We start from the raw sequence: 12,561 nt of genomic DNA, 5'->3' as shown, positions 1-12,561 counted from the left end.
GTAGACTACGTCGACTATAAGTTCCAAATTCAATCAGGCAAGCGGCCTCTCTAATATTTTACGAGGTGGGCGAGTTGACCGTGCTTTAGGGGCAGGGTGGAGTGATCAGTCCAGTTCTGGGTCTTCCGCGCTCAGGCCGAAGACATCGCTGACGGCGTCGTCGGACAAGGTGCGGCGGCGAGAACGGCGGCTTCCGCGCGCGATGCCTGATTGCGCGCTGTCCAAGTGGATCAGCTCGCTCTGATCGACGCCCCGGAGTTTGAAGAGTAGCTCGGGGCAGTCGTCGAGTCGTGCGCCCACGCCGTAGAGCACGGCGGCCACGTGTTTGCACATGTCGGCCCAGTCGGGGCAGTTGCAGTTGAAATGAATCTGCTCTGGCTGGGGGAAGAGCCCGCTGCCGGGATGGGTCACTACGCGCATAATCTCGTCGGATAGCTTGCCCTGTAGCAATTCGATCAGGCTGGCGATCTTACCTTGGCAGGCCTGCTTGACCGCGGTCCATTGTTCGGGGGGCAGGGGGGCGATCTCGATGCTGAGTTCGTAGAGCTCGGAGCCGTGCACCATGGCTTCGATCCTGCCAGGCTCGATGGAGAGGTGCAGAATGGCGCCGTTGCGCAGGTAGCTGCGGCCGCGTGGCAGGCGGCTGTCGTAGTCGCTAAAGGACTCCAAATGGCGGCACCAGCTGCGCCCCCAGAAGCTGCTGGCGATTTTTTGGCGGCTCTTGAGCTCGCCCAAGGGCTTTAGCTGGTAGCCTTCTTCTGCCAGTTCTTTCGCTTTTTGGGCCGCGAGGCGCTTGCGCTCTGCGACGCTCAGATAGCGGGGGGATTCGTCGTCCCAGCTCATGATTGGGATTGGCTCAGGTCGAGGCGGACGAAGTCCATTAGCTCATCGTTGTTCATATCAGTGAATGCTTTTTCTGCACTGCCGCTGGTCAAGATCTGATTGGCAGTGTTTTGTTTTCCAGAGATCAGTTTGTCGATTCTTTCTTCCAGCGTGCCTGTGGTAATGAACTTATGCACCAAGACGTTGCGCCGTTGGCCAATGCGAAAAGCGCGGTCGGTGGCCTGGTTTTCAATGGCGGGGTTCCACCAGCGGTCGAAGTGAATGACATGTGAGGCAGCTGTCAGATTGAGCCCCGTGCCGCCGGCTTTGAGAGAGAGTATGAAAAAGGGCGGGCCGTCTTCGCGTTGAAAGCGCTCGACCATGCTTGGGCGCTCTGTAATCGGGGTGCCGCCATGCAGAATGAGTCCGTTGCGGCCGAAGACCTCGGCCAAGCAGGCTTCGAGTGGATCGGTGATTTCTTTGAACTGTGTGAAAATGAGAACTTTTTCGCCGCGCGATTCAATCTCACTGCAAAGCTCGGCGAGTCGGGTGAATTTTGCGCTGTCTTTGGGCGTGTAATCGCCGGTCTTAGTGAGTTGGTCGGGGTGGTTGCAGATCTGCTTGAAGCGCATCAGGTAAGCGAGCACCAGGCCCTTGCGCTGGATGCCCTCGGTGCTTTTGAGTTCCGTCTCTAAAGTTTTGGCTGTCTGCTGGTAGAGTTTGGCCTGCTTCGTGGAGAGGCCGCAGAAGACCTTCATCTCGGTCTTATCGGGCAGGTCGCTGATGATACTTTTGTCAGTTTTGAGCCGACGCAGAATATACGGAGCCACCAGCCGGCGTAGCGGGGCGTAGTTCTCGCCGTCGCCGGAAGCTAGGGATTTGGCGAACCGTTTAAATTGGTTGGCGTTGCCGAGCAGGCCGGGATTGAGGAAGTCGAAGAGTGACCAGAGGTCGCCGAGGTGGTTCTCGATCGGCGTGCCGGTGAGGGCGAAGCGCGCGTGGGCCTGCAGTTGGCGCACGGCTTTGCTCTGACGTGTGCTGTGGTTTTTAATTGCCTGCGCTTCGTCCAATACCACCCAGTGCCATGCGACTTTGCTGAGCCAATCGAGGCGCGAGAGCATGCCGTAGGTGGTGATGATCAAATCGTATGCGCCGTCGGCGAGTCCTTCGGCGGAGTGTCGCATCGTGTCGCTGGCTGCGGAAGAGCGGTGGGCGACGCCGATTCGCAACGAGGGTGCAAATTTCTGTGCTTCGCGTTGCCAGTTCCCAATCAGAGAGGCGGGAACCACCAGTAGGCTCGGGGGCGTGTCGGGCAGCTCGGCCTGTTTGCGCAGCAGGGCGGCCAGCACTTGAATGGTCTTTCCCAGTCCCATGTCGTCGGCCAAGCAGGCACCCAGACCTGTCTGTGCACAGAACCAGAGCCAGTTGAGCCCTTTTTCCTGATAGGGGCGTAAGGTGGCCTGCAAGGTTTCAGGTGGTGCCGTTCGCTCCGGATTGCGTAACTGATCAAGTGTTTTCTGAAGCCAGTCGCCCGCCTGGGCGAAGGCCCATTCTTGGCTGTCTTCCTTGTCCGCTTCCGGACTCAGGTCGGCGGGCGCGCCTGCCAATAGACGCATGCCCTCGATTAAGGAGAGGCCACCTTGTGCTGCGACTGCCTGCCAGTGCTCGAGGGCTTGCTGCAGTTTGGCGCGGTCGACTTCGATCCACTGCCCACTCAATAGCACCAGACCATCTTCGCCGGCGAGCAGCTGTTCTATTTCCGCTGCCGAGAGTGGCACGCCATCGATTACGACCTCCAATTTGAAATCCAACAGCGCGTCTTTGCCGACGGAGCTGCGCTTTTTTTGTCCCAGCGTCGCGCTCACTTGAGGCCGCTTGCCGCGCTTTTTCCACCAGTTCGGTAGGCGCACCAGCAGGCCTGCATCTTCGTAGATGGGCGCATTTTTCAGAAAGCGGAAGGCCTCTTCCGGTAGCCAGACCAGCGGGTGGAAAATGTCGCCCGTCTCGATTAATTCGTTGAGGAAGTCGCACTGCTGCGCGGCCGCATGTAGCGGTGAGAGCAGCTTTAACAGTGCGCCCTTATCTTGCGCGCCTGCGTATTCTTGCAGCGCTTTGCCGAGCGGGAGCTGTTGCACTTGTCCCGAAGCAGTGAGCCCCGAGGCGTAGGAGGCCATAAATGCGAAAGGATACTCGGGGTCGCTCTTGTTCTCGGCGAGGTGTAGGGTGACCCGCCCGACACGTGCCCAGCGCGGCGCATGCTCGGCTAGAAAAGGAGCCAGCCCATCGCGGGCGATTTGCGCTGCGGCCCAGTCGTTCAGCCGTTGCCAAATCGCCAATAGACAGTCGCTCGAGAGGTATTCCGCCCCCCGCATGGGCGGCGCGGTGAGTATGCGCTCGGTCAGTGTGCTTGGATCCGGGGCGGGAATATTGACCGTAGTGCTTGTTGTCTCTGGTAGGTGACAAATTGCGCGGATAAAAGATTCCGTGAAGGCTTTCCAAAAATGGACCGAGGCATCTAGGTCGCTGGGGAGTTTATGTCCCGCAATCTGAAACAGCCCGGCCGACTCGGAGTCGCTAAAGGCCTCGAGTGACGCCGCCACGGGGCGCTGCGCGATGACGACTCCGTGCGGTGTGAGTTCTAGTTGGCTATGCATCTGGATGCGGGGTATCCTTAGTTCTGGGTGAAATTAATGTCAAAGCAAAGTCTGAATTGACGCTGAAGGCTGATTAAATGGGGGATGGGTGCTTCTGGTAGGCGGTAGTGCTTGCCGAATGAATCAAAATGGTCATCGTCTTATGAATGCGAGTAGTCGTGCTTATTAAGAGTTGTTTCCGCCTCGGTGGAGTGGGTTGTTTTCTTTTTCTATTCACCTCACTCGCTTTGACGGCGCAGGAGCGTGCGGCACCGCCGCCTGTCTTTTACCAGCCGGAGGTGCCCGTTGTTACAGAGGCACCGGTTGACTTGCGGGAGAACGAGTTAGATTTCTCTGCGAGGAGTCAGGTGCGAAGCAGTGAGCAGCCATTGGATGCACCATCGGCTGCACTCTTCGGAGCGGGCGTGAGTCATTGGGAGGAAGGTGCTGAGAATGGGTTGACGGATGTTTCTGATTTTAGTGATGCAGATTATGACTTGATCCAGTCGGAGCGTGTCGCGAAAGGGAGCTACGCCTTTCATCTGGCTCATCCGTCTTTTAACGACAACTGGTTTGAATTGGATGTGGATATTGACGTGCTGGCGGATACCCAGTTATTTTTTCAATCTCGCTTGCAGTATGCGGCTAGTGGCCAAATTGCCAAAGTGCAGGTTTCGCATGACGGAGGCAGTAGCTGGCCGGATACTATTTATTCGCAGGCCGGTTTGAGTGATAGTGGTGAAGGGGTGTTTACGCTGAGACAGGTGGATCTGGGCAGTCTATATGAGAATCAGCAGATCCGCATTCGCTTTTATTATGATTATGAGTTTGGCAGTTATTACAATGGCTCTGGTGTTCATGTCGGCTGGTTGATCGATGACATTCAGATCGGTGGTGAACTACAGAAAACCGAGTGGGTGATTGGGGATCCCACGCCCGATGAGGTGCTGTATTTGGAATTCCTCAATCGCTCGCGTGCGGATGCGATGGCTGAAGCCGCGCGTCTTGCGGCCTTGACTGATCTGGATGTGACGAATGCGTACACTTACTTTAGTGTCAATCCATCCGACATTATCAGTCAGTTTCAGACCTCGATTAACAACGGCTATTTTGCGGCCAGTGCGCAACCTTTAGCCTTCAACGCGCTTCTTATGGAGACGGCGACTAAGCACAGTCAAGATATGTATCTAAACCAATTTCAGGGGCACGATAGTTCGAGTAATCCGATTGCGCCCTTTCAGGCGGGTGATAGCTTTGGCACGCGTTTGAATCGAGTCGGCTACTCGGGGGCGCGGGCGAGAATGTGTATTCCTATGCGGATTCAGTGGAGCACGGGCACGCGGGCTTTGACGTGGACTGGGGAAATACTGTCGACACCGGGGCAGCTAATTATAACGCAGACTTCGTGGGGCAGGGCATGCAGAATCCTGCGGGGCACCGTATGAATATCCACAACGCGTCATTTAACGAAGCGGGCATCGGTGTGGTCAATGGCAGCAATGGCTCTGTTGGACCACAGCTGGTCACTCAAGATTTAGGAATTGCGAGCGGTGTGACTTATATCACTGGACTTGTCTATAATGATACCAATGAGGATGGCTTTTACACGGTGACCAATCATACTGAGCATGAAGGTTACGGGGGCGTGCGCATCGATGTCGAAGGCAGTGCTCTTTATACCCTGAGCACCAGCTCAGGTGCCTATGCCATTCCGGTGTCCGAAGATGGTAACTACACGGTGACGTTTTCTGGCGATGGGCTGGAGACTTTTACGACATCGATTGTGATCGCAGGTGGTTTGAATACGAAGTTTGACTATCAACCAGTCGCTCTATCTGGCTATGCCTTGTGGGCTTATGAGAACGAATTAGTTGGTGCAGCCAATGATGATGACGACCACGATGGCATTGTGAATCTAATCGAGTATGCGGTGGCCGGCATGTCCGCAAGCAGCATTGATCACGAAAACTTTCCCCGTTTGGAGGCGAATCCGGATGGTTCTCGTGTCTTCAGCGTGAGTAAGCGCAGTGGAGCAACGGATGTGAGTTATCTGATTCAGGTGACCACAGACTTGAATGAAGATTGGAAATCTCCGAGCGAAGTCAGCGGAGCCAGTATCACAACAGACGATGCGAGTGAATTGACGCTTCGTTTGGAAGCTTCCGTGGCACAGATCTTCTTGCGTCTACAAATCACGCAAACTCCATAATTGGCAAAAGCCTACATCCCTTTAAGCAGTTCGTCCCAAATTTTATCCGCATCGCTGATCGAAGCCGGCAGCTGTTTCTCCTGTTCAACTTTATATAAATAGGCGGCGAAGGCTTGATCCTCTTGGCTGAGCATGGTGACTGGCACTTCGACGATGCGGTTATCTGATTTTCTACGCACTTTGAGGTGTTTTTCGGTGGCGGTGAGTAGTTCACAGACCAGCGAGCGTGCGATGGAGTCCGTCAGGGTAATCTCGGCTTGTAGTGCGCGGGCCGCAAATCGTTCCGGTTCGGTGGGCTTTTGGGGGATCACCTCGGGGGCTGTTGGTTGTCTTGTCTCCGGAATGGGTGCGGGGATGGGCGCTGGCTCGCTTACTGGCACAGCTGCGGCTTGCTCAATGGCTGGAGCTATCGGGTAGGGCTTGTGTTTTTTGCCGATCGTATAGCCAGCGACAAAGCAGAGAGCAGCAGTTAGAATCAGGGTAAAGAAAGGGCGCATGAGGCGCAGTAATGCCGAATCGTCACTCGATGTAAATCCAAACTTAGACTTAGGATGGGGAGCGGGACGTGTTTTTAACGCTTCATTATTGCGGTTCAGATTTCGGAGGCTTTTTATCGGCGATCTATGAAATGCCCTTGTGAGAGTGGATTGGAATATTCCCTATGCTGCCAAGCCTACCATGCGAAGCCTGGCACTGCGCCTACGGCGGAGGCGTTGATGCGCTCGCGCTACGCCGCTTATGTATTAGGCGAAATCGATTATTTACTCGCGACCACGCATCCCACTGAGCGCCAGCCCGACCTGGCTGCGGGCTACCGCTCGACTGCGGAAAGTATTCAATGGATGGGTTTGGAAGTCGTGAGCACTTTTCAAGGTGGCAAGAACGACAAAATTGGAAAAGTCGAGTTCAAGGCCAGTTACGTGCAGGCGGGGCAGCGTGCGATTCATCACGAAAAGTCGCGTTTCAAGCGGCATGCCGGGCAATGGTATTATTTGGATGGAGTCATTGACGACCAAGCGCTGTGAGTCAGTGGTGGGTCTACATGATTCGCTGTGGGGATGGTTCTTTCTACACCGGAATTTCCACCGATGTGGCACGGCGTTTTGAAGAGCATGCGAGCGGCAGTCCCAAGTCAGCGAAATACGTACGTGGGCGCGCGCCACTGGAATTGATCTATACCAAAGAAATAGGTACGCGGTCGGAAGCCACCATTGAGGAACGACGTATTAAGCGTCTGACAAAAGCGCAGAAGGTGAAATTAGTTGGAGTTAAATAGTCGCGAGCACGGTATCATTGGGGAGCGTCAGGCATCGTCAGGGTTGTAGCGACGCTATGCTAATAGCGTCGCTGTGGGCGAGTTCTGGAGACGCCGCTAGCGCGGCATCGCTACAGTCGGGAGTCGTCGGGGGATCGTTGGTTGTAGCGACGCTATGCCAATAGCGTCTGCGGTGGGCAAGTGTCGGAGACGCCGCTAGCGCGGCATCGCTACAGTCGGGAGTCGTCGGGGATCGTTGGGTGTAGCGACGCTATGCCAATAGCGTCTGCGGTGGGCAAGTGTCGGAGACGCCGCTAGCGCGGTATCGCTACAGTCGGGAGTCGTCGGGGATCGTTGGGTGTAGCGACGCTATGCTAATAGCGTCTGCGGTGAGCGAGTTCCGGAGACGCCGCTAGCGCGGTATCGCTACAGTTGGGAGTCGTCGGGGGATCGTTGGTTGTAGCGACGCTATGCCAATAGCGTCTGCATCGTACCAGGTAGCATCAACTATGCGTCTTTTAAATTAACGGAAATTCACGTAATTCACGGTTCCAGTCATTTTGAGTTTTATCTGGTCATTCACGTTATGATTTTACTTTCTATCTCGGTGGAACCACAGATCTTACTATTTATTGGATTTATCATCTTGGTCGGAGTGATCGCGTATTTCGGGCATTTACAGGCCAAGAAGCGTCGTGAGGCATTTGAACGGATTGCGTCGGACTTGGGGTTTCGTTTCTACCCACAGAAGGACAGCTCTTTTGCTCGACGTTATGGATTTTTGGAGAACATGGATGATGGGAGCCGTCGCTATGTTTTCAACCGAATCTCGGGCGAGATCGAGGGGCAGGGAGTGCATGTATTCGATTACCACTACGAGACGTATTCTCGTGATAGCAAGGGGCGCCGGAGCACGCATCACCATTACTTTTCCATCTTTACCTTGAGCCTACCGGTTAGCTTTCCTGAGCTGAATATCGAGCGCGAAGGTTTTTTCTCTAAGATCGGTCAAGCTCTGGGCTTTGATGACATCGACTTTGAGTCGCTTGAGTTTTCCAAGCGCTATAAAGTGAAGTCACGTGATAAAAAATTTGCGTACGATTTTTGCAACGCACAGATGATTGATTATTTGCTCGGTCAGCAGGATTTGATTATCGAAGTGGATGGCAATACCTTGGCGCTGACTTTTCGAGGTAAGCTTTCAATTGAAGCGATACGGCCGAATATAAATCGCTTGTTGAAGATTCGCTCACTCATGCCCAACTATCTTTTCGAATAATATAGTATTATGATTCCGACGCTCATTGTCCTCGCCGTTTTCTTAGGTATTCCACTGCTCTATCTGGTGCTTACCTACAATGGATTGGTCGCGATTCGGAACCATATCCGTGATGCATGGGCCAATATCGATACGGAATTGAAGCGTCGTTACGACTTGATCCCGAACCTCGTGAAAACGACGAAGGCCTACGCCAAGCACGAGAGCGAGACCTTGGAAAAAGTCATTGCGTTGCGGAATCAGTGCCGAGCCAACACCGGTTCGCCCGGCCAGCAGGCGACGACTGAGAAGCTGCTGGTTTCTAGTCTGAATGGTCTTTTTGCACTAGCAGAGAATTACCCCGACCTCAAGGCGAACACAAATTTCCTCCAACTGCAATCAGAGCTGGTGAATACCGAAGACCGCATACAAGCAGCGCGTCGCTTTTACAACGGCAACGTGCGGGATTACCGCAACAAGGCGCAGTCTTTTCCCAGTAATATCGTAGCCAATATGTTTGGCTTTCCGGCGGAGGCGGAAGAGTTCTTTGAGGTTGATCCCGTGGAGCGCGAGCCGGTCAAAGTGTCCTTTTAATATTCGTTTGACTGCGTGTATCTAAATTAATAATCGTTAGATATGCGCTCTGTCTTTACGCCAATAATACCCTTCATTTTTATTTTTGCATGCCTTAATCAGTTTGGTTGCTCGACGCTTGATCCACAGCAAATAGCCGTGGAGCCATCTCTGAAGGATGGCATTTGGGTGGCGCATTCATTGAAATTCCCGCAGCGGATGTTGGAAATACGTTTGAGTCCGAAACTGGAAGCCGCCGGTGTGCGGCGTGCGTCACTCAGTGATCAACGACTTTTTCGTTATCGGAGGACCTCTCCCGGTCTTTACCGTACGGTGGGCTTCCAGCTGGCTTCAAACGAGGGGACTTCAACTATTTATGATGCGAGCTACGAATTGCGTGAGGGGCAGTTTCACCGCTTACCAAAGACGAATGTTAAGAAAGATCACTATGTGGGGCTCGTTCTGGATTATGAGCCTGGACGGCTCACCGTTGCGAAGAGTGAGGAGCGAATGATAAAGGTTTATTCTGGGAATTACTTTGAGCCGTTGTTGGAGGATGCGCTTTTTAGCGCGATTCGTGAGGGGAATGTCGCGGCCCTTCAGTTGGATGGGGTGGCGGTCGATGATGTGTATAACCCTCTTGGGCGAACGCCGCTCTATCAGGCAGCTTCGCTGGGGAATTTGGAGATGGTGAAGGCATTGTTGGCGGCAGGGGCTTCTCCCGATACGTGTAATGTGAATGAGCGAATGCGCACGCCGATCTATGCGGCGATTCTTAAGAGTGAGTTGGAGATTTTGAAGTTACTCCTTGCTGCGGGGGCGAATCCTAATGTTCAGGATAGTCAGGGGCGCACGCCACTGCACGTGGCTGCGGACAGCTGTGGAGAATACCGTCAACTGGTTCGTGTTTTGTTGGCGGCGGATGTGGATTTATCGTTGGCCAGTACGCGCGGCGAGACTGCTCAGGGTGAATTGGAGCGGCGCTCAAAGAACTTTCTTAAGCTGTTTAAGCAGGAGCTTAAGGAGTCTAAACTCAAATCGGCAAAGTAGATGAATGACTTGCCAGCTTAGGCGGAGGCTTCCAAGTTTCGGGGATAATGCTTCGAATCTTACTTCAAATTTTCCACTGGTTGCTGACTTGGCTCTATTTTGTGCTGATCATCTGTTTTATAGGGGCCATGCTCGGGGTGCTCTCGCATCTGTTGTTTGGGCTTTGTTTCATGGATGGCCCGGACTACGGGTTCTTGGCGGCCTTTGGTTTTACCAATGGATTGACCTATGGAGGCGTCTGGGCTGGTGGCTTGGCGATTGTGCTCTGTGTGATGCGGGCACGTAAGGAATACTTGCAGCGACACGGGGAATCAGAACAGTAGACGCTTTATGAAAACTTCAGATCGTATTATCGTCTATGGCGTCGGCTTCCTAATTGGTATGTTACTTGTTTCCATGCTGCTGTCGCGGCGCACGCAAAGGGAAGAAGCGGCAGTGGATCCATGGGTGGCGCATAATGCCGAGATGGTGGCGGCTGGAGCGGAGCCTTTACCGAGTGCGATGCCTGCGGCGATTCATCAGGGCCAGATTATCGATTTCGGCTATTTGCCCAATGCGGAGCAGCCTGAACAGCGTGTGTGGCTGCTGAACTTTGAGGAGAGCTACCCTTATGTGCGCGCGGTCGAATCAGTTGCGAGCGGTGAATTCAGTTTTATGGCGGCGGATCAGATTTGCATTTATTTGGCGCAAGGCGTCGATGTTACCGAGCTCAAGCCTATGCTGGATGAGCTGGGACTGCGCTTGCGAATGTTTAATCGCAAAGAGAGCATTGCTGTGATTGGCGTGTTGAACACTCAGATAGATGCCGTACCGGCTACGATTGCAGCGGTGCAACCGTGGAGTGATTTGTTTGTTTCCGCACAGGCAGACGTTCTGCGTTTTAAGGGGAAACCGACTGAATAGGTGTAGACTGTGTAGCTCGCAGAGCGAAGCATGGGGCGCCCGCTTCGTAGGAGTGGCTGCCCAGAGGCCAGGCGGCAGAGCCAACCTTGCTACGACGCTACTTGCCAAACACCGCGGCGCTGAGCGGGGGGAGGCGACGGGTGTTGGCTGCGGGATCGGTGCTGTGGATGACTTTTAAACCGTCGAGGTAATCGCCGTCGAGGGTGACATCGCCTTTGCCGCGATTGAGGACGATCACTAGGCGCTGGTCGCCGAGGGTGCGCTCGAAGGCGAAGAGTTGGCTGCCGTCGCGAGTTTCGAGCACTTTGAAATCTCCTCGGCGCAATGCGGGCTGGGCGTGACGTAATTTGAACGCGCTTTGATAGCTGTCGTGGATTTCTGGATCGAAGCGATGCCACCAGGTGGGCATGCGGTCTTCGGGGTCGTCGGCGCCCCACATGCCGACTTCGCTGCCGTAGTAGATCATGGGCGCACCGACGTAGGTGGCTTGACAGAGGGTGAGCATTTTCCAGATACGGCGTCCATCGGCGTCGGGGGGGCCGTTGTTGTAGCCGTGGGTGCGGGCGTGCACGCGTTCGCCGTCGTCGTAGTCGAACCAGTCGGCGTTTTTGTATTCGGGGAAACTGTCGCGGTTGGCGATGGCGGAAGCGACGCGTTGGGTGTCGTGCGAATCGACTAGATTTTGCAGAATATAGGCGGTGTCGCCTTGGTGGCTGTTGCGCTCTTGGTCGAGCCGTGCGGCGAATTCACTGGCGGTAATTTTTCCGTCGATCAGCCAGCCTTTGACGGGGATGGCGAAGCCGCGGTAATTCATGGCAGAGGCGAAGTGGGTGTCTTTTAGATAGTTCGCCGCGCTGCCCCAGATCTCGGCAGAGGTGAAGACCTCGGGGTTGATCTCGCGGATGTAGGCGTGCCATTCCTTCCAAAATCCGGCTGGCACTTCTTCGGCCACGTCGAGGCGCCAGCCGGCGATGCCGTCGCTGGGATCGCCGTCGTTGTTGGGGTCCATCCAGCGCTTCGTTGCGTTGAAAATGTAGCGCTTGGGGCCAGGGGCGAGGTTGTTGCCGCTGGGATCGTTGGCAAATTCGGGTAGGCTCTTGAAACCATACCAGCCGTGGTAGTCGAACTCGTTGCGCGCGGTGCGGGGATCGTCGAACTCTTTGATGTGATACCAGCGCGCGTAGCGGGACTTTTGAAAGGTGGTGCGAATGTCGGCGAAGGCGAAGAAGTCGCGCCCGGTATGGTTCCAGACGCCGTCGATGATGATACGGATGCCGCGCGCTTTGGCTTCTGCTAGCAGCTTGAGGAAAAGCTTGTCGGCGGCGGTCCATTGCCAGCTGCGCGGATTGCTGGATTCTTCGGCGATCAGTGCGAGGTCACCTGCGGGGTCGGGGCCGAAGTGCGGATCGATGTGGTGAAAGCTGTTGCCGTCGTATTTATGCAGAGAGTTGGCGTAAAAGATCGGGTTGAAATAAATGCCAGTGATGCCGAGCTCTTTCAAGTAGTCGAGCTTGTCGATGACACCTTGCAGGTCGCCACCATAACGGCGGTGTTGTAGGGTATCGGGGAAATGATAGCTCATCTCCTTTTCCCAATCCGCGCGGTCGAACCATTCGGAATCCCACGGGGTGATTTCCCACTTGGGCGAAACATTGCGCGGGTCGTCCAGTGAGGCACGGGTGGGATCGTTGCTGGGATCACCGTTGTTAAAGCGCTCCGGGAAGATTTGATACCAGATTATGTCCTTCGCCCAATCGGGGGCGGCCTGCGTGACGTTTAATGACGCAGCGAGGAAAGAGGATAATTGCAGGAGGTGAGTGAATTTTTTTAGCACGGACTTCTGAGATAAACACGAATA

The 12,561-nt window shown here is 54.6% G+C and carries 13 protein-coding genes; 9 read left to right on the top strand and 4 right to left on the bottom strand.

Annotated elements, in window-relative coordinates; genetic code table 11:
* Positions 1-105 precede the first annotated feature (105 nt).
* Positions 106-843, bottom strand: coding sequence for an SWIM zinc finger family protein (locus SH580_RS06885; protein WP_319834278.1), 738 nt, complete (start codon positions 841-843; stop codon positions 106-108).
* The gene (locus SH580_RS06880; protein ID WP_319834277.1) at positions 840-3,476 is read right to left on the bottom strand and encodes a DEAD/DEAH box helicase; all 2,637 of its coding nucleotides are present in this window, start codon (positions 3,474-3,476) and stop codon (positions 840-842) included. The genes SH580_RS06885 and SH580_RS06880 overlap by 4 nt, the downstream gene beginning before the upstream one ends.
* Before the next feature lie 146 nt (positions 3,477-3,622).
* Between SH580_RS06880 and SH580_RS06875 the strand changes: the two genes are divergently transcribed.
* Positions 3,623-4,900 (top strand): hypothetical protein, encoded by a 1,278-nt coding sequence (locus SH580_RS06875; RefSeq protein ID WP_319834276.1) that lies wholly within the window; start codon positions 3,623-3,625, stop codon positions 4,898-4,900.
* Positions 4,897-5,664 carry a peptidase associated/transthyretin-like domain-containing protein gene (locus SH580_RS06870; protein WP_319834275.1) on the top strand — a complete coding sequence of 256 codons (768 nt, stop codon included), beginning with the start codon at positions 4,897-4,899 and terminating at the stop codon, positions 5,662-5,664. Before SH580_RS06875 ends, SH580_RS06870 begins: the two co-directional genes overlap by 4 nt.
* A gap of 11 nt (positions 5,665-5,675) precedes the next feature.
* Here the strand turns inward: SH580_RS06870 and SH580_RS06865 are convergent, their stop codons facing one another.
* Positions 5,676-6,161, bottom strand: coding sequence for a hypothetical protein (locus SH580_RS06865; RefSeq protein ID WP_319834274.1), 486 nt, complete (start codon positions 6,159-6,161; stop codon positions 5,676-5,678).
* 126 nt (positions 6,162-6,287) lie between these two features.
* Here SH580_RS06865 and SH580_RS06860 point away from each other — a divergent pair, with 126 nt between their 5' ends.
* The 7 genes from SH580_RS06860 to SH580_RS06830 all read left to right on the top strand — a co-directional run bounded on the left by SH580_RS06860 (position 6,288) and on the right by SH580_RS06830 (position 10,703).
* A complete protein-coding gene (locus tag SH580_RS06860; RefSeq protein ID WP_319834273.1) occupies positions 6,288-6,689 on the top strand; it encodes a YchJ family protein in 402 nt (133 codons plus the stop codon).
* Positions 6,686-6,940 carry a GIY-YIG nuclease family protein gene (locus SH580_RS06855; RefSeq protein ID WP_319834272.1) on the top strand — a complete coding sequence of 85 codons (255 nt, stop codon included), beginning with the start codon at positions 6,686-6,688 and terminating at the stop codon, positions 6,938-6,940. Before SH580_RS06860 ends, SH580_RS06855 begins: the two co-directional genes overlap by 4 nt.
* 565 nt (positions 6,941-7,505) lie before the next feature.
* Complete coding sequence (locus tag SH580_RS06850; protein ID WP_319834271.1) at positions 7,506-8,198, top strand: hypothetical protein; 693 nt, start codon at positions 7,506-7,508, stop codon at positions 8,196-8,198.
* 9 nt (positions 8,199-8,207) lie between these two features.
* On the top strand, positions 8,208-8,771 hold the full coding sequence (locus SH580_RS06845) for a LemA family protein (RefSeq protein WP_319834270.1): 564 nt from the start codon (positions 8,208-8,210) through the stop codon (positions 8,769-8,771).
* A 138-nt stretch (positions 8,772-8,909) separates the two neighbouring features.
* Positions 8,910-9,800 carry an ankyrin repeat domain-containing protein gene (locus SH580_RS06840; RefSeq protein ID WP_319834269.1) on the top strand — a complete coding sequence of 297 codons (891 nt, stop codon included), beginning with the start codon at positions 8,910-8,912 and terminating at the stop codon, positions 9,798-9,800.
* A gap of 47 nt (positions 9,801-9,847) precedes the next feature.
* Positions 9,848-10,123, top strand: a complete 276-nt coding sequence (locus tag SH580_RS06835) for a hypothetical protein (RefSeq protein WP_319834268.1) — start codon at positions 9,848-9,850, stop codon at positions 10,121-10,123.
* A gap of 7 nt (positions 10,124-10,130) precedes the next feature.
* Positions 10,131-10,703: a hypothetical protein gene (locus SH580_RS06830; protein ID WP_319834267.1), complete on the top strand. Its 573-nt coding sequence runs from the start codon at positions 10,131-10,133 to the stop codon at positions 10,701-10,703.
* A gap of 97 nt (positions 10,704-10,800) precedes the next feature.
* On the opposite strand, the gene SH580_RS06825 is transcribed toward SH580_RS06830, so the two are convergent.
* Entirely contained in the window at positions 10,801-12,537 is a 1,737-nt protein-coding gene (locus SH580_RS06825) for a glycoside hydrolase family 13 protein (RefSeq protein ID WP_319834266.1), read from the bottom strand.
* Positions 12,538-12,561 lie beyond the last annotated feature (24 nt).

Origin of the sequence: Coraliomargarita algicola (assembly GCF_033878955.1) — a bacterium.
GTDB lineage: Bacteria > Verrucomicrobiota > Verrucomicrobiia > Opitutales > Coraliomargaritaceae > Thalassobacterium > Thalassobacterium algicola.
The sequence above is the reverse complement of the archived record's forward strand: the minus strand, read 5'-3'. Positions and strand labels throughout refer to the sequence as shown.

Bases quoted from the DNA above. Each gene is read 5' to 3' on its own strand.
- SH580_RS06885 (WP_319834278.1), bottom strand. From the start codon at position 843: ATGAGCTGGGACGACGAATCCCCCCGCTATCTGAGCGTCGCAGAGCGC.
- SH580_RS06880 (WP_319834277.1), bottom strand. From the start codon at position 3,476: ATGCATAGCCAACTAGAACTCACACCGCACGGAGTCGTCATCGCGCAG.
- SH580_RS06875 (WP_319834276.1), top strand. From the start codon at position 3,623: ATGCGAGTAGTCGTGCTTATTAAGAGTTGTTTCCGCCTCGGTGGAGTG.
- SH580_RS06870 (WP_319834275.1), top strand. From the start codon at position 4,897: ATGAATATCCACAACGCGTCATTTAACGAAGCGGGCATCGGTGTGGTC.
- SH580_RS06865 (WP_319834274.1), bottom strand. From the start codon at position 6,161: ATGCGCCCTTTCTTTACCCTGATTCTAACTGCTGCTCTCTGCTTTGTC.
- SH580_RS06860 (WP_319834273.1), top strand. From the start codon at position 6,288: ATGAAATGCCCTTGTGAGAGTGGATTGGAATATTCCCTATGCTGCCAA.
- SH580_RS06850 (WP_319834271.1), top strand. From the start codon at position 7,506: ATGATTTTACTTTCTATCTCGGTGGAACCACAGATCTTACTATTTATT.
- SH580_RS06845 (WP_319834270.1), top strand. From the start codon at position 8,208: ATGATTCCGACGCTCATTGTCCTCGCCGTTTTCTTAGGTATTCCACTG.
- SH580_RS06835 (WP_319834268.1), top strand. From the start codon at position 9,848: ATGCTTCGAATCTTACTTCAAATTTTCCACTGGTTGCTGACTTGGCTC.
- SH580_RS06830 (WP_319834267.1), top strand. From the start codon at position 10,131: ATGAAAACTTCAGATCGTATTATCGTCTATGGCGTCGGCTTCCTAATT.